The organism is Sanguibacter sp. TS_SC_8 (genome assembly GCF_055361235.1).
In genome coordinates, this window is the sequence record NZ_CM143955.1 from 1,434,686 (window position 1) to 1,455,831 (window position 21,146).

A 21,146-nucleotide genomic window follows, 5' to 3' on the forward strand; every position below is an offset into this window, starting at 1 on the left:
TGATCCTGCTGTGGGCTCAGCCCCGGCCGTCACGGAGCGGGCGCCGGTCATCGCACGGGTTATGGCGCCGGTCGCAGCGCCTGGTGCCGCGGCGCTCGAACGGGTGAGGGACGACGGAGGTGCCGGGAGGTGCCCGACCGCGGTCAGCGAGGTGCCGCGCGCGATCGACCCGATGGACATGCTCCGGCGGACCCCTGCCACCCCTGTCGCCCGCGGCATGACCGACCGGTGCGCCGTCTCCGGTCCCGAGCGCACGTCGGTGGGTGCGGGGAACGCGGTCATGGACCGGCCCGTGCTGGACTGCGTGGTCACGAGGGAGTCGCCGGCAGCCCCGGCGAGGACGGACGGTGCCGAGGTGCGCAGCCCGGCTGGTCCTGGCAGCAGGCGTCGGGTCGGTCCGCTCGACGAGTCGACCGCGCCCGGCGAGTCGAGCGTGCCGGACGAGCCGGGAGAGCCCTGCGACCCGGACGCCGGACGTGGGGCGGGGGCGACCGTCCGACGCACCTGGCGGTCGAGCAGGCCCCCACCGGTGTGCAGAGCGCGACGGAGCGGACCGGGAGAGCTCGCTGCGCTCGCGGACCCGGCGTGCGTGAATCCGGCTGGCACCGACCCTGCGTGCACTGACCCTGCGTGCGCTGACCCAGCGTGTGCTGACCCAGCGTGTGCTGACCCGGACTGCGGAGACCCGGACTGCGGAGACCCGGACTGCGAAGACCAGGACTGCGCTGACCCGGACTGCGCTGACCCGGCAGACGCGGCGGTGCGTGCTGGGTGAGGGAGGCGTGCGGAGGCTGCGCGTGACGACGCGGCGTCGGCGTAGGCAGCCGCTTCGGAGCGTGCAGCGACGATCTGGACTGCCAGGGCGCGACGACGAATCCACCGACGGACGCCAGCCGGCTGCCCTCCGGATGCGGGGACGGGACGTGAGTGTGCTCGAGAGCCAGCGGCCGTACCTGTCCCCGCGGAGGTGGGCGTGGTGCTGGCTCTCGGTGAGTTCCCCGGCGCGGTGTTCCCGGCCGGTGAGGGTGCCGCGGACGAGCGGCGTCGGTTGTCCTGCGGGGTGAGCATCGCCCCGGCCGCGCGGACCTCGGCGGGCAGGCGCATGGCGACGGCCTTGCCCGCGGCGGCCTTCGAGAAGGACCCGGGTGACCAGGTCTTCTCGTCCGGGACGCGCCGCACGACGCGCTCCAGACCCCGGGTGGGGACAGGTCCGGCCAGGTCGGTCCGGGGAGGGAGGACCGGGCGCCCGGTGGCGCGCCGCACATCAGGTCCGGTGGGCGCGGCACCGGGAGCCGACGCACCGGGAGCAGACGGAGCAGGTGCCACCGGGGCAGGTGTCGCCGAGGCGACCGGTGTCAGCGATGCGACCGGCTCCGTCGAAGCACGAGAAGGGCGTGGGCTGCTCCCGGTGGCGGCCGACGCCGTGGTGGTCGCGCTGGTGGTCGCACCGGTGGTCGGCGAGCTGATCGGCGCGCCGGCACGGGGCCCGGTGGCGGCGCCGGCCACGTCGGGACCGCTGGTCGCGGGCGAACGCAGCGAGGGGTGCCACCACCGCGGGGTCCCGACGGTCCCGGGCCGCGGGGCGGTCACCGGCTGTGCGGTGCCCACATGGTGGAGCGGTCCGGTGACGAGCCGACGGATCTGCGCGGACTGGGCGTTGGCCCGCACGAACACCGTGGAGTCGGCGGCCAGGCGTCCCACGAAACCGGCGCGGAAGCGCGCGTGGAAAGAGGACGGCAAGGTCATCGAAGGCGGAGGCACCGGAGCCGCCGGGGCGGCGAGTGAGGCCGGGGAGTCCGCAGACGCCGAGGAGTCCGCAGCCGGAGTCTCGTCGGGGCTCGTCATGAGGTCGTCTTCGAGCGGAACCCGTTGTGGGCCACCTCGAGCCGTTCGGTGAGCTGGGTCTCGGAGTCGACGCTGAACGAGGGCCCCTGCCAGCCGACGGCGAACACTCCGTCGAACTCCCAGGCGCGCATCCGGTCGCCGGAGAAGGTGAGTGCGGTGATCGCCCCGGTCGACTTCGTCAGCTTGTTGCCGTTCGCGGCGAAGTTCTCCCCCGAGGAGTTCCTCACCCACGTGAACAGGGCGTCGGACTCCACGAGCCCCCGGGTGAAGACCAGGTTGGGCCAGGTCAGCACTCCGGGGAGCTTGTGGACGTACCCGTTCTGCCCGCCCTCGACGTACTCGTCGACCGTCACGGCCAGCTGCAGGCCGGTCACCTCGCGGAAGGTGCCGATCGGCACGCCGTCGACCTCGAAGAGGAACCACGAGGTGTTTCCCGGTTCACCGCCGAGGGCTTCGCTGTCAGATGGTTTCACGGACGGCCTCCCAGGCGCGGTCGTTCAAGGAGGAGACCGCACGGATCATGCGGACCCTGTCGAGGTGCTCGAGGTCCATGAGGTCGTCGAGCGGCCAGTGCAGGTGGTACGCGAGATAGGCGATCTCCTGCCACAGCGCCTCCGCGGGGTAACGAAGCATCGGTCAGCGAGCGTCCGACGGAGCCTCGTCGGCCACCGTGCGTCGTGCGTAGGTCACCGAGGAGGTGACCGGCGGCAGGCGCGCGGATGCTGCGTCGTCGGCGTCGACCTCGACCACCGGGGCGGTGACGGCCTCGGGGGTGACGACCGGGGCCAGCGCTGCCGGGACCGGAGGTGCGAGGGCGTCGCGCTGGGCGGCGAGAAGCTCCTCGTACTCGGCCTGGCTGCCGAAGTTGATCACGCCGTAGAAGTCCTGCAAGAACGCCAGGTCTGCCGCGAAGAGGTTCTCGATCTCGTTCGTGGTGACGAGCTCGAGGTCGCCCAGGCTCTCGACGACCCGCGCGAGGATGACCACCGTCAGACGAGGGTCCTCCGGTCCGTCCACCGAGGGGTCACGCAGCGGCTCGAGCTCGTCGCGCGCCGTCGCGAGCCGCATGACGCCCTCACGGTGCAGCACGCCCCGCGGGTCGACATACCCGCGGGGCAGGGTGAACGCGTACTTGGTCTGCAGGGTCACTTGACCCGCTCAAGGCGCTCGCACTGGAGGGTGATGGTCTCCTTGACGACGTCGGTGCTGTCGACGCTGAGCTGGTCGGTCGAGATCTTGCTCGGCCAGGAGCTGAAGAAGTTGAACCGTGCGACCTCCAGGCGGGAGGAGTCGTAGAGCACGATCGACCCGTTCTTACGCTTGGCCGCGCGGTCGGTGGCCACCAGGCCGGTGCCGCGGATCTCGTTGAACCACATCCACATCTTGTCTTTCGGGGAGTCGAGCGGGGCGACGCGGACCAGGCTGAGCTCCGGGGCGGCCGTGGTCGCGCCGAGGCTCTTGATCTCTTCCTGGGTCCCGCCGGAGCCGGACTGCTTCGAGGAGGAGACGGTCACCTCGATGTCGAGCCCGGAGACGGACATGAGGGAGGTGATGACCGCGCCGTCGAGCTCGAGGAAGAAGTTCTGCGCGATGATCGGGTCGTTGGTGAAAAGGCCTGCCACTGGGACTCCTAGGGTGGGTGCGGGGGCGAATCAGGTGCCGTGCCGTGCCGTGCCGTGCCGTGCCGTGGGGCAGGCACGGTGGCCAGGCGCCGCGCTGGCGCGGCGCCTGGGGAAGGTCAGTTGCCGGTCTGCTTGTTCTGGCTGATCCGGAACACGACGAACTCGGCCGGCTTGACCGGCGCGATGCCGACCTCGACGACGAGCTTGCCGGCGTCGACCGACTCCGGCGGGTTGGTCGTGGCGTCGCAGTTGACGAAGAACGCCTGGCTCGCCGAGGAGCCGAAGAGGGCTCCCTGCTGCCACAGTCCGTGGAGGTAGCCGGTGAGCGTGCGGATGACGCCTTCCCAGAGCTTGACGTCGTTGGGCTCGAAGACGGCCCACTGGGTGCCCTCGAGGATGGTCGACTCGATCATGTTGAAGAGGCGACGGACGTTGATGTACTGCCAGTCGGTGTCCGAGGCCAGGGTGCGTGCGCCCCAGATGCGGATGCCCCGCGTGCCGAAGGGGCGGATCGCGTTGATGCCCAGCGGGTTGAGCAGCGACTGCTCGTTCTGGGTGATGTTGCGCTCGACGTCGAGCACACCCCGGATGGTGTCGTTGGCCGGGGCCTTCCACACGCCGCGGGTGTCGTCGGTGCGGGCCCACACACCGGCCACGTGGCCGGACGGCGGGATGAGGATGTCGGCGGAGGAGCTCCCCGGGATGGGGTTCTCGACCTTGATCCACGGGTAGTACAGCGTGGCGAACGCGGAGTCGTACTGCGCGGTGTCGGTGCGCCACTCCTTGATCTGCTGCGGGCCGAAGCCGGGAGGGGCGTCGAGGATAGCCATGCGGTTGGGGTGCAGCTCGCAGTGCGCGATGAGCGCGGTCTGCACGGCCTTCCACAGGTCGAGGTCGAGGGTGCCGTCCTCACGGGTCGCGGCGGTGACGAGGTCGGGGACGGCCACGATGGTGACGTCCTCGGCGATGGCCAGGCCGTTGATGCCCGTGCGCGCGCTCTCGGAGCCGGCGAACTTGCGGCCGTTGACCGGCACCGAGACCGGGGTGGCCTTCTCGAGGGCGTAGACGCCGGGCTTGAGGATCTCGAGCTGGCTCGACAGGTCGGTCTTGGCCTCGAGGTTGATCTCGACCTTGACCCGGGTGGAGGTCTTGTTGATGACGGTCGCGGCGTCGGTGGGTCCGCCGATGGTCAGGCCCGGGAAGGACTCGACGACCTCGTCGCCCTCGAGGATCGAGATCGTGAACAGGGAGGGACCGTCGGAGTCGTCGGCGGACTCGGCGTTCTCGACCGCCACGCGGATGTTCGCGTCGGGCTCGATGCTCTCGATCGCGATCGGCAGGCCGAGCGCACGGTCGACGGCCGGCAGCGACAGGCGGGCCGGCTCGCCGGCGGGCTTGGCGTTGGGGATGCGCACGATGTAGGCGAGGTTCCCGCCGTTGAGGAAGAACCCGTAGACGGACAGCGGCAGCACCGCGCCCTCGACGAACCCGCCGTACAGGGCCTCGAACTGGGTCCAGCTGGTGACCAGGCGAGGGGCGAGACCTTCGGGATCGCTCGCGTCGTCGGACGGTGCGCGCTCGGTGAAGCCGACGAACGCCGCCACGGCCGTGGGGGCGGACGCGAGGACCTTCTGAGACGACGGCACTTCTTCGATGTAGACGCCGGGGGCGGTGTAGGTAGGCATAGAGCTCTTCCTCTTCCTGTTTGGTGAACCGCCCCGGGTCCCGTGCCGTCGCGCGGGTCGGCTCGGACACGTGACCGAGGCACGCTTGGTCGCCACCATAGGAGCCGGGTGGCTGCCAGGGCATCGGTAGTCGCTACGCAGTTTTTCCGTCGCGCCCGGTGCGTGCCCGGTGCGTGCCGGGTGCATCCGAGCGGGTTGCGGACACGGGGGCGGACGGCAGCGTCCCGGCGCCGCGATTCCGCGGCGGACCGCGTCGGACGGGCCGAGCGGACGGGGTGTGCCGGACGTCACTCTCAGAGGGGGTGAAATCCTTTCCAGGGGGTCCTTGGTCCTTTGTCGGGCAACTATCCTCGGAGCAGCGACACTCCCACAGGCCTCGATCGGGTCGGACTTACGAGGTTTTTTCTTTTATGACGAAGGTCATCACCACCCGGTGGTACCAGACGGTCGCCGCCCCGGCGGCCCCGTCCAGGCCCGTGCGCCTGCGCGCAACCACCGTCCCGCGCGGCGACCAGCTCGCAGAGCTCGAGCACTCGCTGCGGGCAGGGCGCAGCGCCCTCGTCTTCGGTGAGGTCGGGGTCGGCAAGACCCACCTGATCGACTCTTTCGCCTCCTCCGGCGCGTTCTACACGTCCGGCTCCGAGCGTGCGCTCCATCACCGCGCGTCGACCGCAGCCGTGGGCGCCCCGGTGTGGGTCAGCGTGGGGGCTTCCCGTGAGCGGTCGCGCACGCCCCTCGGCGCGTTGCACGACGTCCTTCCGGGCACCGCGGTCGACGTGACCGCGTCGATCGGGACGGTGCGCAGCCTCGTCCTCGCCGGACTGCGCGCCATGTCGGCCGGCCGGCCGCTCGTCGTCCGGGTCGACGACGCCCACCTGCTCGACGACCTCAGCGCCCGGGTGCTCGCCGGCCTGGCCCGCCAGGACGAGCTGCAGATCGTGGCCACGGCGCGTGACTTCGCCGCCGGCCGCAGCCCCTGGATCGAGCTGTGGAAGGACGGCGTGGCAGATCGCATCGACCTGCTCCCGTTCACCCACGGCGAGGTCGAGTCGTGGTTGCAGGGCAGCCTCGGCGGGCCGGTCACCGCGGAGTCGATGCACCAGGTGTGGCTCGCGTGCACCGGGAACGCGCTCCAGATGATCGAGGTCACCGGAAGCGCCCTCCGGTCCGGTGCTCTGCGCCAGGAGTCCGAGGTCTGGGTGTGGACCGGGGAGGCGCCGCTGAGCAGCCGGCTCATCGAGATCGTCAAGCACGAGATCAGTCATGTGGAACCGCAGGGGCGCCGGGCTCTCGACCTCGTCGCCATCGCCCACGGCCTGGACCGCGACGTGCTGGAACGGATCGTCCCTGCCCCCGTCGTGGACGCCCTCCTTGAGGAGGGGTTCCTGTTCGTGCGGTACCGCAACGGCGAGCCGGGCGCGCGCCCGGACGGTGGGCACACCGGCGTCGAGCAGGTCCGGCTGCCGCACCTGCGGTGCCAGCCGATGGTCGCCGCGGTGCTCCACGCGCTCGCGTCGGCGGGGCAGCGCCGGGAGATCCTGGCGACGCTGCGTGCGGTGCAGGGGAACCTGGAGACCCAGACGGGCCTCGCGCTGGTCACCGCGGTCATGGCCGCCCTCGACTGCGGACTGTCCGAGACCTCGCCGCGGATCCTGGCCGCGCTGCACGCCGCGCTCATGGCCGGCCGATGCACCGAGACCCAGCAGATGGCGACGAGCGCGCTGTCGGTGCTCCCGACCGGCGACCCCGCGCGGCTCGACGTGCTCAACGCCCGGTCCATCGCGTGGCGCTTCCTCGACCAGCCGTCCCGGGCCTTGCGTGACATCAGCCAGCTCCGCGCCGAGATGGCCGAGATGGCGGAGACCGACGTCGACGCCGCGACCTTCGTCCGTCACGTCGTGGCCACGACGGAGACCGTCATGGCGGTCGAGCAGTACCACAACGGCGACACCGAGAGCGCGCTGCGTGCGCTGCGCCTCGCCGACGAACAGGTGACCGCGCGGTACGACGGGCAGGTGCCCGCCGAGGTCGCGCTCAAGCTCACCGTCGCGCGGCTGGTCGCCTTCGGGTGCGCCGGCCGCTTCGACGAGTGCCGCGACGAGGCGGAGGCCCTCGTCGCGGGCCCGCAGGGATTCTCCCCGGACATCCTGCCTCTCGTCCCCATGGTCATCGTCGACCTCAACGAGGCGGGTCGGCTGCTCGAGGCCCAGAACCTCGTCGAGAAGCACCTCGGGACCGCGGTGGCCCACGCCGACACCCGGCCGTGGTCGGCCGCCGAGATCCTCAGCGCCGGCTTCCTCACGCTCGTCGGTCTCGGCGAGGTGTCCGCCGCCGAGGGCGTCGTGGCGATGCTCAGCGCGGAGGGCGGCTCGTTCAACATCGAGCGCACCACAGGCCATCTCCTGCGCGGCGGGCTCGGGACCCTGCGCGGGCGGTGGACCGATGCACGCGCGGAGCTGCACTCCGCGAACGTCCAGTTCGCCGTGTCCGACGTGATCGGCCTCTCGGCCATGACGCTGGTCTCGGAGTCGTTCACGGCCATCGCCGCGGGCGACACCGCCGCCGGGCGTGACCTGCTCGAGCGGGCCGCCATCGCGCCGTCGCGCATGTACAGCGCCTACATGCAGGCCGAGATCCGGTGCCTGCGACTGAACGCCGCCGCCTGGCTGCGCTCACCGGACCTGTACGAGCAGGCCATGGAGCTGGCCGGGTGGGCGGCCGCGCGCGGGCTGTGGCGGGTCGAGCTCGACGGGCTGCACTGGGCCGCCTTCGCGCTGCACAGCACCGGACGGCTGCCGGCCGGGGAAGAGCTGCTCGAGCGGGTCCACGTGGTGGCCGAGCGTGTGGACGGCCGACGGACGCAGGCGATGCTCGCCCACGTCGTGGCGATGTTCACGGGGGACCGGGACCTCCTCCTGGTCACCAGCCGGGAGCTGGGGGAGCGTGGGGTGTGGCTCCCGCTGATCCAGCCGTCCATCGCCCTGACCCGACGCGAGCAGGAGATCGCCGGGCTGGCCGCCGGCGGGCTGAGCAGCAAGGAGATCGCCGACCGCCTGGTCCTGTCGGTCCGGACGGTCGACTCCCATCTCTCCCGGATCTTCGCCAAGGCGGGGGTGCGCAGCCGCCGCGAGCTCGCCTCGGTCCTGCACGTGCAGCCGGCCTCGGGTGCGTCCGGGCGTTAGCTCGTGACCCGGACCCGACGCCGGGTCTGACGACGGACCCAGCGGTAGAGCAGGTAGCCCGCACCGGCGACGGCGAGCCACGGCAGGGCCGCGCCGAGCGCGACGACGACGCCGTTCAGCGTGGTGGTCAGCGCGTCCCAGCCTGCGCTGAGCCCGCCCCAGAACCCCGAGGGCGCGAGCTCGGGAGAGGCCGGGGTGGTCGTGAGGGAGATCGACAGCGTCGACATGGACACCTGGTCGGCGAGCTGGCCCTGCACCGCCTGGAGGCTCTCCAGGTCGCTCTGGCGCTGGGTGAGGGTGGACTCGGCCTCGAGCAGCTCGGAGGTGGTGGCCGCCTGTGCCATGAGCGTCTCCAGCCTGGCCACCGAGACCTTGAGCGCCTCGATCCGCGCTGCCACGTCCGTGACCTCGGCGGTGACGTCGGTCGAGGAGATCGTGGTGTTCTCCACGGTCCCGATGGAGGCGAGCGAGGAGAGCGTGGCGGTGAGCTTCTCCGCAGGGATCCGGACGGTGAGCTCGGCCCAGGCTCGCTGGTCGTCCTCGGTGGACCGTGCCCGCTCCTCGCGTGACTCGACCCGCCCTCCGCTCTGATCGACCAGGTCGCTGACCGCGGCGGCTGCCTTGACCGGGTCCGCCACGACGACACCGACCGTGGCGGTGGTGATCACCTGGGTGGCGGCCGAGACCGTCGCCGAGACGCTGGCCGAGCCCGCGTCGGCGCCGGCCGGGGCGGGCATCGACTCGCTCTGGTCCGCGGCCGAGGCGTCTCTCCGATCCGCCGTGCTCGACGCCTCCTCCTGGGAACAGCCGATCAGGAGCGAGGTGGTCACCACCGCGAGCAGGAGGCCCTGCAGCAGGTGGGGGCGGGTGCGGGTGCGCGGGCCGGGTGGGATGGTCATGGCTCGAGACTAGGTGCGTGACCAACCCGGCAGGGCAGTCTGGGGCAATACGTGACCATTCTGTGAGGCAAGCGTGACCTCGACGATGCGCGCCGCCAGTTGACACGGCGAGGACGCGCGGTTCCACTTGCACTCATGAACGAGCACTCCACGGGTACTGCCGCCACCTGGCAGAGCGCGAGCGCTCCGCTGCGGCCGCTCGCGAAGGTCTTGCCCGAGCACGCCCGCGCCCACAACCGGTCACTGGTCCTGCAGCACCTCTTCCATGAGGGTGCCACCTCCCGGGCGGACCTGTCCCGGGTGACCGGCCTCAACCGGGTGACCACCTCCGAGCTGGTCGGGGTGCTGCTGGCCGAGGGCCTCGTCACCGAGCTCGGTGCCCGTCCCCAGGGGAAGGTGGGCAAGCCCGCGATCCTCGTGGCCCTGCGCACCGACGCCTTCCAGATCGTCACGGTCGACCTGGGGACCGGCGGGTCCCTGCGCGGCGCGGTGGTCGACCTGCGCGGGCGCTTCCTGAGCGAGGCGAGCGTGGCGATCGGTGGGCGCTCCGGCGCAGCGCTGACGGCGCTGGTCACCCGGTTCCTGCGCAGGCTCGTCTCCCTGGCGACGGCCCCGGTGATCGGCGCAGCCGTCGCCGCCCCGGGCATCATCGACGCCGGCGGGTTCGTCGTGGAAGCACCCAGCCGTGGGTGGTCCGAGGTACCGCTGGCCGCGATGCTCACCCACGACCTGGGGCTGCCGGTGTTCGTGGCCAACGACGCGAACACCGCCGTCCTGTGCGAGTACACCTTCGGGCGGGCTGACGGGGCGGGCCTCATGGTCCTCATGATCGGCGACGGAGTGGGCGCCGGAGTCATGCTCGACGGCGCCCGGGTGCGGGGCCACAGCGACGGTGCGGGTGAGATCGGCCACGTCCGGGTGGTCGAGGAGGGTGGCCTGGAGTGCGGGTGCGGGCGGTCCGGCTGCCTGGAGACCGTGCTCTCCGTCGGAGCGCTCGAACGGCGCCTGGCCGGCCTGGACGCCGCCGCCGCGCAGGAGGCGCTCACCCACGTCGGCCTGCTGCTGGGGATCGCCCTCGCGCCCGTGGTCAGCGTGCTCAACCTCGCCGAGGTGGTGCTCAGCGGACCCCGTGCGCTGCTCGACGGAACGGTGCGGGAGACGGCCGAGCGCGCGGTCCAGGACCGCACCATGCCGGCCATCGGGCGGGGCTTCCGGATCCGGATGGCGGCACACAGCGGGGACGACGTGCTGACCGGCGCGGCGGTCCTGGTGCTGTCCCAACGGTTGGGCGTGTCGTGAGCGCGCACGTAGACTTCTTCCCATGACACAGACCCCCTCGATGAGCACCGGACCCCTCGATCCGTTCGACGCCCCCGGGGCCCCGGGGGCTCCCGGGTCTGGCACCTCGACGAGCGTGCTCGAGCACGTCGAAGCCCGTGAAGAGGTCGAACCCGGTGACCACGAGCGCTTCTCCCACTACGTGCGCAAGGAGAAGATCCTCGACTCCGCGCTCTCCGGCAAGCCCGTCATCGCGCTGTGCGGCAAGGTCTGGGTTCCCGGCCGCGACCCGAAGAAGTTCCCCGTCTGCCCCATCTGCAAAGAGGTCTACGACGGCCTGCGCGCCCCTCAGGACAACGAGTCCGGCTCGGGATCTGGCGACGCCGGCAAGTGAGCCCTGAGCTGGACCACGACGAACCCTTCGACCTGATGTCCTCGGCAGCACTGGACATCGCCCCGGATCGCCACGGCACCCCCGCCGGCGCCCCGCTGAGGCCTCCGGTGACCCCGGTGCCCCAGGCGGCGTCGTCGTCGGCGGCCTCGCACCTCTCGCCGTCCTTCCCGACCCGCGCTCCCTGGGGCACGGCCTCGAAGCTGCGCGCCTGGCAGGCGCAGGCCCTCGACGTCTACCGCGCGCGCAGCCCCCGCGACTTCCTCGCGGTGGCGACCCCGGGCGCGGGGAAGACGACCTTCGCGCTGCGGATCGCGACCGAGCTGCTCGAGCAGGGCGTGGTGCGGCGCATCACGGTCGTCGCACCGACCGAGCACCTCAAGCACCAGTGGGCCGACGCCGCGGCGCGGGTCGGCGTGCGCCTGGACCCCAGCTTCAAGAACAGCCAGGGGCGCCACGGCGCGCAGTACGACGGCGTGGCCCTCACCTATGCCCAGGTCGCGGCGAACCCGGCGCTGCACACTGCACGCACCGAGGCCGCCAAGACGCTGGTCATCCTCGACGAGGTGCACCACGGCGGGGACGCACTGTCCTGGGGCGAGGGGATCCGGGACGCCTTCGACGGCGCCACCCGCCGCCTCGCGCTGACCGGGACCCCGTTCCGCTCGGACACCGCGGCGATCCCGTTCGTCACCTACGACCGTGGGATGGACGGCATCCGCCGCTCCCACGCGGACTACACCTACGGCTACGGGGAGGCGCTGCGCGACGGCGTCGTGCGGCCGGTGATCTTCCTGTCCTACTCGGGGCAGATGCGCTGGCGGACCAAGGCCGGCGACGAGATCAGCGCCAACCTCGGCGAGGCGATGACCAAGGACATGACGAGCCAGGCCTGGCGCAGCGCGCTGGACCCGAACGGGGAGTGGATCCCCTCGGTGCTGGCCGCCGCGGACAAGCGGCTCACCGAGGTGCGCCGCGCCGTGCCCGACGCCGGTGGGCTCGTCATCGCGACCGACCAGACCGACGCCCGGGCCTACGCCGGGCACCTGGCCCGCCTCACCGGGCAGTCCCCGACGGTCGTGCTGTCCGACGACGACGGGGCGAGCAAGCGCATCGACGAGTTCAGCGACGGCGATGCGCGGTGGATGGTGGCGGTGCGCATGGTCTCCGAGGGCGTGGACGTGCCCCGCCTGGCGGTCGGGGTGTACGCGACGTCGACCGCGACCCCGCTGTTCTTCGCCCAGGCGGTGGGCCGCTTCGTGCGGGCCCGGCGCCGCGGCGAGACCGCGTCGGTGTTCCTGCCGAGCGTGCCCAACCTGCTCGGCCTGGCGGGCAGCCTCGAGCTGGAGCGCGACCACGCCCTCGACCGTCCGCTGACGGCCGAGGAGCAGGGGGACATGTACAACCCCGAGGACGCCATGATGGCGGCGGCCAACCGGGAGGAGAAGAGCTCGGACGCCATGCTCGGCGGCTCCTTCGAGATGCTCGAGGCGCAGGCGTCCTTCGACCGGGTGCTCTTCGACGGCGGCGAGTTCGGCACGGGCGGGGAGATGGGCTCGGCGGAGGAGCTCGACTTCCTCGGCCTGCCCGGCCTGCTCGACGCCGACCAGGTCACCACCCTGCTCAAGCAGCGCCAGGCGAGCCAGCTGAGCGGCAAGAGCAAAGCCGTGCAGCAGGCGGCCGAGCGCAGCGAGCTCGAGCACCGCAAGGCCGCCGAGCTGCGCAAGGAGCTCTCCCAGCTCGTCTCGGCGTGGGCCCGCCGGTCCGGTCAGCCCCACGGCACGGTGCACAACGAGCTGCGCCGGCGCAGCGGAGGACCCGAGGTCCCCCTCGCCAGCCTCGACCAGCTCACCGTCCGCGTCGACGTGGTCCGCGGGTGGTTCGTCGGCAAGAAGTAGGTGCGGGCGGTGCCGGGAGGTGCCGGGCGGCGGGCAGTCAGCCGACCCGGGCGCCCTGGTCCCTCCGGCCCCCCTGGTCCCCCTAGCTGAGGTCCGTGGTGATGGTCGGGAGGGCCACGTCACCGGTCGACAGCCGACGGGCGCCGCGTGGCAGCTCCTCGCGGGACGCCGCGTGCCGGGCGGCTGCCGTGAGGACCCCGCCCGCCCCGGTCCAGCGCTCCTCGACGACGCCGCCGGTGGCCAGCGTGGTGTGCAGCGGGCGCAGCGTGGCGCCTCGCGGATCGATGCCGGCGAGGTCGATGCCCGCGAGGTCGAGACCGGCAAGGTCGAGTCCGGCCGGGTCGGGCGATCTCTCGCCGGACCCGGTGAGCACCACCTCGGCCACCGCCCGCCCTGACGCGTCGAGCAGGCGGGCGGCGCTCTTGCGCCCGCCGACGCTCGTCTTGGACGTCGAGGCCTTCGCGACCGGCTCGAGGGTGCCCGAGGCCCCCTCACGGGCGACGAGCTTGTAGACCATGCCGCAGGTGGGGGCACCCGAGCCGGTCACGAGCTTGGTGCCCACGCCGTAGGAGTCCACCGGCGAGGCCGCCAGGGACGCGATCGCGTACTCGTCGAGGTCGGAGGTCACCGTGATCCGGGTGCTCGTGGCGCCGAGGGAGTCCAGCTGCCCGCGGACCTCCTGGGCGAGCACCCCGAGGTCGCCGGAGTCCAGCCGGACGGCGCCGAGACCGGTGCCGGCGATCCGCACGGCCCGCTCGACGCCGCGCGTCACGTCGTAGGTGTCCACCAGGAGGGTGGTGCCAGGACCCGCGGAGGCGACCTGGGAGGCGAAGGCCGCCTCCTCGTCGTCGTGCAGGAGGGTGAAGGCGTGCGCGGCGGTGCCGATGGTGCGCAGGCCGTAGCGGCGACCGGCCTCGAGGTTGGAGGTCCCGGCGAAGCCGGCGACGACGGCGGCGCGGGCGGCGGCGACCGCGGCCTGCTCGTGCGCGCGGCGCGAGCCCATCTCCAGGCAGGGGCGCCCGACGGCGGCGCTGGTCATCCGCGAGGCCGCGGAGGCCACCGCGGAGTCGTAGTTGAGCACCGACAGGATGAGCGTCTCCAGCAGGACCGCCTCGGCGAAGGTGCCCTCCACGACCATGACCGGGCTCGAGGGGAAGAAGACCTCACCCTCGGCGTAGCCGCGGATGTCGCCGGTGAACCGGTAGCCGGCGAGGAACTCCAGGGTCGCGTCGTCGACCACCCCTTCCCGGCCGAGCCACTCGAGGTCCTCGGCGTCGAAGCGGAAGTCCGCGAGCAGCTCGAGCACCCGGCCCGTACCGGCCAGCACGCCGTAGCGGCGCCAGGACGGCAGACGGCGGGTGAAGACCTCGAAGACGCAGTGGCGGTCGGCCGTGCCGTCGGCCAGTGCCGCCTGCACCATCGTGAGCTCGTACCGGTCTGTGAGCAGCGCTGTTCCCATGCGGACAACCGTAGGGCACGAGGCGCGGAGGGAAGGATCTAGAGTTGATCCGTGACAGTGAAGACCACCCCCGAGCAGGCCACCCGGATCGAGGCCGACGTCAAGGGCGCCGAGCCGTGGGTGACGCTCGTCTGGAACGACCCGGTGAACCTCATGAACTATGTCGCCTATGTCTTCGAGAGTTATTTCGGGTACTCCCAGCGCAAGGCCCACACCCTCATGATGCAGGTGCACCAGGACGGACACGCGGTCGTCTCGACCGGGAGCCGGGAGAAGGTCGAGATGGACGTGCAGGCCATGCACTCCTTCGGGCTGTGGGCGACGATGACTCGGAGCGGTGACTAGTCATGCGTCCTTTCATTCGCCCGACCGACCCCGAGGGCACCTACGTCGCGGCGCTGTCCACCCCTGAGCGGCTCGTGCTCGCCCAGGTCACCGGCGACGTGGTGGAGCTGCTCGGGGGTGAGGAGAACTTCTTCCCCGGCCCCGACGGGGACGACGACGGCGATCTGCGCGACGACAGCGACCCGCGCGACGACAGCGACCCGCGCGACGACAGTGACCCGCGCGACGCGGAGGACCCACGCGACGACGTGGACGCGCGCGACGCGGAGCCTCGCTACGCCGCGGACCCTCGCGACGACGACCCTCGCGACGCCGGACCGGACACCTTCCCGAGAGCGGGGGGACCGCACGGGACCGAGGCGGCCGCCGAGGCGTTCAGCGCACTGCGGTCCATCTTCGACGGGATCCAGGGCGCGCCCGTCGAGGCGCCCCTGGACCCCGCGGTCCGTCGTCTGCTCCCGGACGCCTCGAAGGACCCGGAGGTCGCGGCGGAGTTCCGCCGCTACACCGACGACGACCTGCGTCAGCGCAAGGTCGAGCGGCTGCTGCTCTTCGCCGAGCTGCTCCTGGAGGTGCCACCGTCCCCGGACGAGAGCGCCCAGCTGGACTTCGTCATCATGGTCGACGAGGCCGAGGCGATCGCCGGGGCGCTCGCCGACATCCGACTCGTCATCGGCGAACGGCTGAGCCTGCGCTCGGACCGCGACTCCGAAGAGCTCTACGACGCGGTCACCGCGACGTGGGAGAGCGACGCAGCCTCCGACGACGCAGCCTTCGACAACGCAGCCTCTGACGACGCAGCCTTCGACGACGAGGCGGACCACGACAGCGGGCGCGGCACGACCACGGCGGGGGAGGGGATGAGCGGCGCGCGGCTGTTCCTCGGTTCGGTCTTCCTGCTCGCCGGGTACCTCCAGGAGTCGCTCACCGACTGCATGCTCGAGGACTACCGGAGCCGGAAGAAGAGGAAGAAGCGGCACTAGTCGAGACGGGGATGCCACACGCAGATACCCCCAGGGATACCCCGCGGGGTATCCTTGCTGGAGACTCGCCCACCCAACCCGCAGCCGAGGAGCCCCACATGCGCCGTCGTCCATCTCTTCCTTCGTTCCTGGCGATCGCCACGGTGCTGGGCCTCACCGTGACCGCCTGCGCCGGCCCGGGGGACCCCGGACCGGCAGGTTCCACCACCACCACCCCCACCAGCACCACCGGCGCGACCTCCATCGCCGCAGACAGCGTGATCGTGGATGTGCGCACGCCCGCAGAGTTTGCCGAGGGGCATCTCGCGGGTGCGGTCAACCTGGACGTCCAGTCCGCAACGTTCGCACAGGACATCGCGCTCCTGCCGACCGACGGTGCCTATGTCGTCTACTGCCGGTCCGGCAACAGGTCGGCCCAGGCGGCCGCGCAGATGCAGTCCGCAGGGTTCACGAACGTCATGGACGCGGGTTCGCTGCAGGACGCCGCACAGACCACCGGGCTCGACATCACCAGCTGAACGGCGGATCGGTCTCCTTCGATCCTGTGCACGACCTGCGAGCGCCCCGTATGCACCCTGTGCGCACCCTGCACGAAAACCGTGAGCCTGCAACATGTCCCCTCGACATGCGCATCTGTCAAGACACTGCAAGGATGATATTTGTTGCCCCGCGGAATGACCGTGGGGCGTCTTGCAGAGGAAAGAGGTCCCCATGCCTAGCTGGTTGCTCATCCTGCTCGTCGGAGTCGTTCTCCTTGTGTTCGGAGTTGCAGTCGAAGCGGCGAAGTTCCTCATCTGGATCGGTATCGCCGTCCTTGTGGTGAGCCTGGTCCTCGGCCTCCTCGGACGCGGAAAGAACTCGCGGGTCTAGCCCAGCGGCTTCTGTACTCACACTCTCAGCGGCGCCCCGCACGGACCATCGTGCGGGGCGCCGCTCGTTTGTGTCCTCATTCGGTCCCGGGAGGGGGCTCGACTATCCTCGACCGTGTGAACAACGCCCCGATCGGAATCTTCGACTCCGGAGTGGGTGGGCTGACGGTGGCACGGTCCATCCTGGACCAGCTTCCCAACGAGTCGGTCCACTACATCGGCGACACCATCAACGCTCCCTACGGCCCCAAGCCGCTCGCGACCGTCCGTTCCCTCGCCCTCGACGTCATGGACAAGCTCGTGGACGAGGGCGTCAAGATGCTCGTCATCGCCTGCAACAGCGCCTCCGCCGCCGTCCTGCGCGACGCCCGCGAGCGATACTCGGTCCGGCACGGCATCCCGGTCGTCGAGGTCATCCTTCCGGCCGCCCGCCGCGCCGTCGCCGCCACCCGGACCGGGCGGGTCGGGGTCATCGGCACCCGCGCGACCATCGAGTCCCGCGCCTACGAGGACGCTCTCGCGGTCGCGACCGGGGTCACGGTCATCGCGCAGGCCTGCCCGGACTTCGTCCGGCTCGTCGAGGCCGGTGTGACCGCCGGGCCGGAGGTGCTCGCCACCGCCCGCCGCTACCTCGACCCGGTCCGCGAGGCCGGTGTGGACACCCTCATCCTGGGCTGCACCCACTACCCGCTGCTCACCGGCGCGATCTCCTACGTGATGGGGGAGGACGTGACGTTGGTCTCAAGTGCCGAGGAGACCGCGAAGGACGTCTTCCGCACGCTTGTGGCTCATGGCCTGGAAAGGGACGTCGCTGCGGGACCTCCCGAACACGTGTTCCGGTCGACCGGCGACGCCGCGGTGTTCTCCGGCCTCGCCCGCCGATTCCTCGGACCCGAGGTCGTCATGGTGGAATCTGTCCTATGAAGCTGACGATCGTCGGGATGGCCGGTTCGTTCGCGTCACCGGCGTCACCGGCGTCGTGCTACCTCCTGCAGGCCGACGACGCCGCAGGGCGCACCTGGTCGATCGTCGTCGACCTGGGCAGCGGCTCCCTGGGGGCGCTGCAGCGCGTCGTCGATCCTTTCGCGGTCGACGCCGTCGCGCTCTCCCACATGCACCCCGACCACTTCGCGGACCTGTGCGGGTACTACGTCTACCTCAAGTACCACCCCGAGCGCGGCACCGAGCGCGACCCGTCGCGCACCGCAGTACCCGTCTACGGCCCCGCTGAGGCGGAGCGCCGCATCGCCGAGTCCTACGGCCTGCCCGACGACGAGACGATGGCCGGGCAGTTCGACTTCCGCACCTGGAGCCCGGGGACACCGGTCCAGGTCGGGCCGTTCACGCTGGAACCGGTCGCCGTCTCGCACCCCATCCCGGCCTACGGGGTGCGGGTCACCGGCCCGAGCACGCGCGCCCCCGGGACCCGGGTGACGCTCGCCTACACCGGGGACACCGACCTGTGCGACGGCGTGGTCGAGCTCGCGCGGTCAGCCGACCTGCTGCTCGCCGAGGCGGCATTCGTCGAAGGCCGGGACACGGCCACCGGGATCCACCTGACCGGGCTGCGCGCCGGGCAGGTCGCCGCGCGAGCCGGAGCCGCGCGGCTGCTGCTCACGCACATCCCCGCCTGGAACGACTCCGCCGTCTCCGTCGCAGAGGCCGCCACGGCCTACGACGGTCCGGTGGAGGTCGTCGAGCAGGGGCTCAGCTACGTCCTGTGAGCCTCCCGTCCGGTGCTCCGGTCCGGTGACTCCCGTCCCGCGACTCCCGTCCCGCGACTCCCGTCCCGCGACTCCGGTACTGTGACCCGTCCGCTGATCGTGCCCACACCTGACTCTCTCGAAGGAGCCGTCGTGACCCCGCCCCGCCTCGTCCTGGCCACCCACAACGAGCACAAGGTCGGTGAGCTCCGGGCGATCCTGCTTGCCGCGGGGATCCTCGACGGCCTGCACGGTGACGACGTCGTCGGGGCCGCCGCGTTCACGGACGTCCAGCCGGTCGAGGACGGCGTGACCTTCGAGGCCAACGCCCTCATCAAGGCCCGCGCGCTGGTGGCCGTGACGGGACTGCCGTGCGTGGCGGACGACTCGGGTCTGGCCGTCGACGTGCTCGGCGGTGCGCCGGGGATCTTCTCCGCACGCTGGTCCGGGCGGCACGGGGACGACACGGCCAATCTCGAGCTGCTGCTCGCCCAGCTCTCCGACGTCGCCGAGGAGCACCGCGGCGCGCGGTTCGTCTGCGCCGCGGCGCTCGTCACCCCGGACGGCCGCGAGTACGTGGAGACCGGGGCGCTCACCGGCACCCTGCTCACCGCGCCGCGTGGGGCGGGCGGCTTCGGCTACGACCCCATCCTGCGTCCCGACGGCGAGACCCGGTCCTGCGCCGAGCTGACTCCGGCCGAGAAGAACGCCATCAGCCACCGGGGTCAGGCGTTCAGGGCGCTGGCACCGGCGATCTCTGCGATCCTCGCCGGCTGACCAGGGCAGCGACCACCCGCCACCCGATCAGCGTGAGCGCGAGGAATGCCAGCGCGACGAGCGGGAACGCGCCGCTGGCGCCCTGATCAGTGACCAGGCGCAGCCCCATGCCCAGGCTCCAGGAGGCGAGCACGAGGACGACGCCGGCCGGGACGGGAGACAGGTGAGTCCACCGGGTGGGTCTCGCGGTGCCCGTGCCAGCGATGCCTGTGCCAGCGGCGCTAGTTCCAGCGGCGCCAGGTCGAGCCGTGCCAGTTCCAGCCGCGCCAGACCGGCGGGCGGCCGCGAGGAGGAGGACCCAACCGACGCCCAGTCCCACGAGGAACGGCCAGGCGGTCTGCGCGACGCCACCGATCGAGAGGGGCTCCTCGTGGCTGGACCGTCCTCCCGCAGCGAAGACGAGGACACATACGGCGTCGAGCAGGAAGGCCCACACGGGGCGGGTCCGGAGCGGGGTGGTCTGCACCCCTGAACCGTACCGTCGGACCGGCGGCGAACCGGTGGCGGCCCGGCGTCGGGCACCGCACCGCGTATCGTGGCGGGGTGCATCTAGTGAGCGACCACGTGACTTTCGCCTTCCCCGGTCGGGAGGTCGTCCGCGACGTCTCGCTGCGGGTCTCCGGCGGGCAGCGGCTCGCCGTCGTCGGGGAGAACGGCTCGGGCAAGACGACGCTGCTGCGGCTGCTGGCCGGTGAGCTCACCCCCTCGACGGGGGTGGTGCGGCACCTGGGCAGCATGGCCATGGTGCCCCAGGAGCTCGAGGTCGCCCCGGGGGAGACCGTCGGCGACCTCGTCGCGGACGCCCTGGCCACCGTCCGGTCCACCGCGGCTGAGCTCGACCGGGCGTCGGCCGAGTTCGACCACGAGACGTCCTCGCTGCGCGAGCTCGCCGAGATCCTCGCCCGGGTGGAGCACCTGGCCGCCTGGGACGCCGAACGGCGCGTGGACGTGGCGCTGACCCGGCTCGGGGCGTGCCGGGACCCCGAGCGGACCCTGGAGACGCTGTCGGTGGGGGAGCGGTTCCGAGTACGCCTGGCCTGCCGCTTGGCCGGGCGCGCTGACCTGCTGCTGCTCGACGAGCCGACCAACCACCTCGACCGCGACGGCATCGACTTCCTCACCCGCGAGCTCACGCGGTGGGCAGGTGCGGTGGTCATCGTCACCCACGACCGTCAGCTGCTCGACGACACGGCAACGGCGATCCTCGACCTCGACCCCTCGATCGACGGCCGACCGGTGCTCTACGGCCAGCCCGGGTACGTCGCCTACCGCTTCGCGAAGAACCAGGGGCTGCACCGCTGGCGCCAGCGCTACAAGGCCGAGACGAAGCGCGCCGAGCAGCTCGCCCAGCGCCTGGACGCCTCCTACGAAGGGCTCTCGGACGAGTGGCGCCCACCCAAGGGCAGCAACAAGAACCGCCGCGCGACCGGTGCGCGGATCCACGTCAAGGCCGCCGACCGCCTCGTGGAGAAGCTCAAGGCAGAGGCCGTCGACGTGCCGCCGCCGCCGCCGCGGCTGTACTTCCCGGACCTGCCGACGATGGCTCCCGGATGGCACCCGGACTCCCCGGTCCTCGACGTGCGCAACCCGTCGGTGGCCGGGCGCCCAGGTGCACCGGCTCGCCTCGACCTGTCCGGCGCGCGGATCGCGGTGCCGCCGTCGGGCCGGCTGCTCATCACCGGGGCGAACGGCGCCGGGAAGTCCACGCTGCTCGGCGTGCTCGCGGGCACGATCGCGCTGGACCGCGGGTACCGCTCCGTGCTGCCCGACGCGCGTCTGGGCGTCGTCGCGCAGGAGGGTGTGCGGCGCGGCGACGTCGAGGCGCAGGGGGTGCGCCCCCCGGGCGCGGGACCCAGCGGGTTCGACCACTACGCGGCACTGGCCCTGGACCTCCTCGAGTCCGGGGCGCTCGACCCGTCCTACGTCGTCCCGGTCGCCTACCTCGGTGTGCTCTCCGAGGAGGACCTCGACCGGCCCGTCGCCGAGCTCTCCGTTGGCCAGCGGCGCCGCTTCGACCTGGCCTGCGCGCTGCTCGCCGCCCCGCACGTGCTGCTGCTCGACGAGCCGACCAACCACCTGTCCATCGACCTCGTCGACGACCTCACCCAGGCACTGCGCGCGACGTCGGCCGCGGTGGTCGTGGCCACCCACGACCGGCGGATGCAGGAGGACCTGCACGACTGGCCGCGGCTGGACCTGTGACCGCGGTG

At 71.9% G+C, this 21,146-nt stretch carries 21 protein-coding genes; 13 read left to right on the forward strand and 8 right to left on the reverse strand.

Annotated elements, in window-relative coordinates; genetic code table 11:
- Nucleotides 1-976: 976 nt before the first annotated feature.
- A complete protein-coding gene (locus ACWA15_RS06435) occupies nucleotides 977-1,897 on the forward strand; it encodes a hypothetical protein (protein ID WP_464058659.1) in 921 nt (306 codons plus the stop codon).
- Here the strand turns inward: ACWA15_RS06435 and ACWA15_RS06440 are convergent.
- The 5 genes from ACWA15_RS06440 to ACWA15_RS06460 form a co-directional block, all read right to left on the reverse strand.
- Nucleotides 1,842-2,318, reverse strand: a complete 477-nt coding sequence (locus ACWA15_RS06440; RefSeq protein ID WP_464058661.1) for a phage tail protein — start codon at nucleotides 2,316-2,318, stop codon at nucleotides 1,842-1,844. The two genes, ACWA15_RS06435 and ACWA15_RS06440, sit on opposite strands and share 56 nt — an antisense overlap.
- A complete protein-coding gene (locus ACWA15_RS06445) occupies nucleotides 2,305-2,478 on the reverse strand; it encodes a DUF6760 family protein (RefSeq protein WP_169796295.1) in 174 nt (57 codons plus the stop codon). The genes ACWA15_RS06440 and ACWA15_RS06445 overlap by 14 nt, the downstream gene beginning before the upstream one ends.
- A gap of 3 nt (nucleotides 2,479-2,481) precedes the next feature.
- Nucleotides 2,482-2,994, reverse strand: a complete 513-nt coding sequence (locus ACWA15_RS06450) for a hypothetical protein (RefSeq protein ID WP_464058663.1) — start codon at nucleotides 2,992-2,994, stop codon at nucleotides 2,482-2,484.
- Nucleotides 2,991-3,467: a phage tail protein gene (locus tag ACWA15_RS06455; protein WP_464058665.1), complete on the reverse strand. Its 477-nt coding sequence runs from the start codon at nucleotides 3,465-3,467 to the stop codon at nucleotides 2,991-2,993. The genes ACWA15_RS06450 and ACWA15_RS06455 overlap by 4 nt, the downstream gene beginning before the upstream one ends.
- 116 nt (nucleotides 3,468-3,583) lie before the next feature.
- A complete protein-coding gene (locus ACWA15_RS06460) occupies nucleotides 3,584-5,152 on the reverse strand; it encodes a phage tail sheath family protein (protein WP_464058666.1) in 1,569 nt (522 codons plus the stop codon).
- A 410-nt stretch (nucleotides 5,153-5,562) separates the two neighbouring features.
- Between ACWA15_RS06460 and ACWA15_RS06465 the strand changes: the two genes are divergently transcribed.
- Nucleotides 5,563-8,334, forward strand: a complete 2,772-nt coding sequence (locus ACWA15_RS06465; RefSeq protein WP_464058668.1) for a helix-turn-helix transcriptional regulator — start codon at nucleotides 5,563-5,565, stop codon at nucleotides 8,332-8,334.
- On the opposite strand, the gene ACWA15_RS06470 is transcribed toward ACWA15_RS06465, so the two are convergent.
- Entirely contained in the window at nucleotides 8,331-9,233 is a 903-nt protein-coding gene (locus tag ACWA15_RS06470) for a DUF4349 domain-containing protein (protein WP_464058670.1), read from the reverse strand. The two genes, ACWA15_RS06465 and ACWA15_RS06470, sit on opposite strands and share 4 nt — an antisense overlap.
- 135 nt (nucleotides 9,234-9,368) lie before the next feature.
- Here ACWA15_RS06470 and ACWA15_RS06475 point away from each other — a divergent pair, with 135 nt between their 5' ends.
- From ACWA15_RS06475 to ACWA15_RS06485, 3 genes are read left to right on the forward strand one after another with little or no spacing between them, the layout of a single operon-like run.
- Entirely contained in the window at nucleotides 9,369-10,532 is a 1,164-nt protein-coding gene (locus ACWA15_RS06475; protein ID WP_464058672.1) for an ROK family protein, read from the forward strand.
- A 22-nt stretch (nucleotides 10,533-10,554) separates the two neighbouring features.
- Nucleotides 10,555-10,905: a DUF3039 domain-containing protein gene (locus ACWA15_RS06480; protein ID WP_464058674.1), complete on the forward strand. Its 351-nt coding sequence runs from the start codon at nucleotides 10,555-10,557 to the stop codon at nucleotides 10,903-10,905.
- A 35-nt stretch (nucleotides 10,906-10,940) separates the two neighbouring features.
- Entirely contained in the window at nucleotides 10,941-12,800 is a 1,860-nt protein-coding gene (locus ACWA15_RS06485; RefSeq protein WP_464058676.1) for a DEAD/DEAH box helicase, read from the forward strand.
- An 82-nt stretch (nucleotides 12,801-12,882) separates the two neighbouring features.
- On the opposite strand, the gene ACWA15_RS06490 is transcribed toward ACWA15_RS06485, so the two are convergent.
- A complete protein-coding gene (locus tag ACWA15_RS06490; RefSeq protein ID WP_464058678.1) occupies nucleotides 12,883-14,259 on the reverse strand; it encodes a nicotinate phosphoribosyltransferase in 1,377 nt (458 codons plus the stop codon).
- Between the two features lie 51 nt (nucleotides 14,260-14,310).
- Between ACWA15_RS06490 and clpS the strand changes: the two genes are divergently transcribed.
- The 7 genes from clpS (at nucleotide 14,311) to rdgB (ending at nucleotide 18,936) form a co-directional block, all read left to right on the forward strand.
- Nucleotides 14,311-14,604: an ATP-dependent Clp protease adapter ClpS gene (clpS, locus tag ACWA15_RS06495; protein ID WP_464058680.1), complete on the forward strand. Its 294-nt coding sequence runs from the start codon at nucleotides 14,311-14,313 to the stop codon at nucleotides 14,602-14,604.
- Nucleotides 14,605-14,606: 2 nt separating this feature from the next.
- The gene (locus ACWA15_RS06500; RefSeq protein WP_464058682.1) at nucleotides 14,607-15,587 is read left to right on the forward strand and encodes a DUF2017 family protein; all 981 of its coding nucleotides are present in this window, start codon (nucleotides 14,607-14,609) and stop codon (nucleotides 15,585-15,587) included.
- 98 nt (nucleotides 15,588-15,685) lie between these two features.
- Nucleotides 15,686-16,105: a rhodanese-like domain-containing protein gene (locus ACWA15_RS06505; protein ID WP_464058684.1), complete on the forward strand. Its 420-nt coding sequence runs from the start codon at nucleotides 15,686-15,688 to the stop codon at nucleotides 16,103-16,105.
- A gap of 193 nt (nucleotides 16,106-16,298) precedes the next feature.
- The gene (locus ACWA15_RS06510) at nucleotides 16,299-16,457 is read left to right on the forward strand and encodes a hypothetical protein (protein ID WP_464058686.1); all 159 of its coding nucleotides are present in this window, start codon (nucleotides 16,299-16,301) and stop codon (nucleotides 16,455-16,457) included.
- Nucleotides 16,458-16,573: 116 nt separating this feature from the next.
- Nucleotides 16,574-17,380 (forward strand): glutamate racemase, encoded by an 807-nt coding sequence (murI, locus tag ACWA15_RS06515; protein ID WP_464058687.1) that lies wholly within the window; start codon nucleotides 16,574-16,576, stop codon nucleotides 17,378-17,380.
- Nucleotides 17,377-18,180, forward strand: coding sequence for an MBL fold metallo-hydrolase (locus tag ACWA15_RS06520; RefSeq protein WP_464058688.1), 804 nt, complete (start codon nucleotides 17,377-17,379; stop codon nucleotides 18,178-18,180). The genes murI and ACWA15_RS06520 overlap by 4 nt, the downstream gene beginning before the upstream one ends.
- A gap of 132 nt (nucleotides 18,181-18,312) precedes the next feature.
- A complete protein-coding gene (gene rdgB / locus ACWA15_RS06525) occupies nucleotides 18,313-18,936 on the forward strand; it encodes an RdgB/HAM1 family non-canonical purine NTP pyrophosphatase (RefSeq protein WP_464058690.1) in 624 nt (207 codons plus the stop codon).
- On the opposite strand, the gene ACWA15_RS06530 is transcribed toward rdgB, so the two are convergent.
- Entirely contained in the window at nucleotides 18,893-19,402 is a 510-nt protein-coding gene (locus ACWA15_RS06530) for a DUF3054 domain-containing protein (protein WP_464058692.1), read from the reverse strand. The two genes, rdgB and ACWA15_RS06530, sit on opposite strands and share 44 nt — an antisense overlap.
- A 77-nt stretch (nucleotides 19,403-19,479) precedes the next feature.
- Here ACWA15_RS06530 and ACWA15_RS06535 point away from each other — a divergent pair, with 77 nt between their 5' ends.
- On the forward strand, nucleotides 19,480-21,138 hold the full coding sequence (locus tag ACWA15_RS06535; protein WP_464058694.1) for an ABC-F family ATP-binding cassette domain-containing protein: 1,659 nt from the start codon (nucleotides 19,480-19,482) through the stop codon (nucleotides 21,136-21,138).
- The last annotated feature ends 8 nt before the right edge of the window (nucleotides 21,139-21,146 follow it).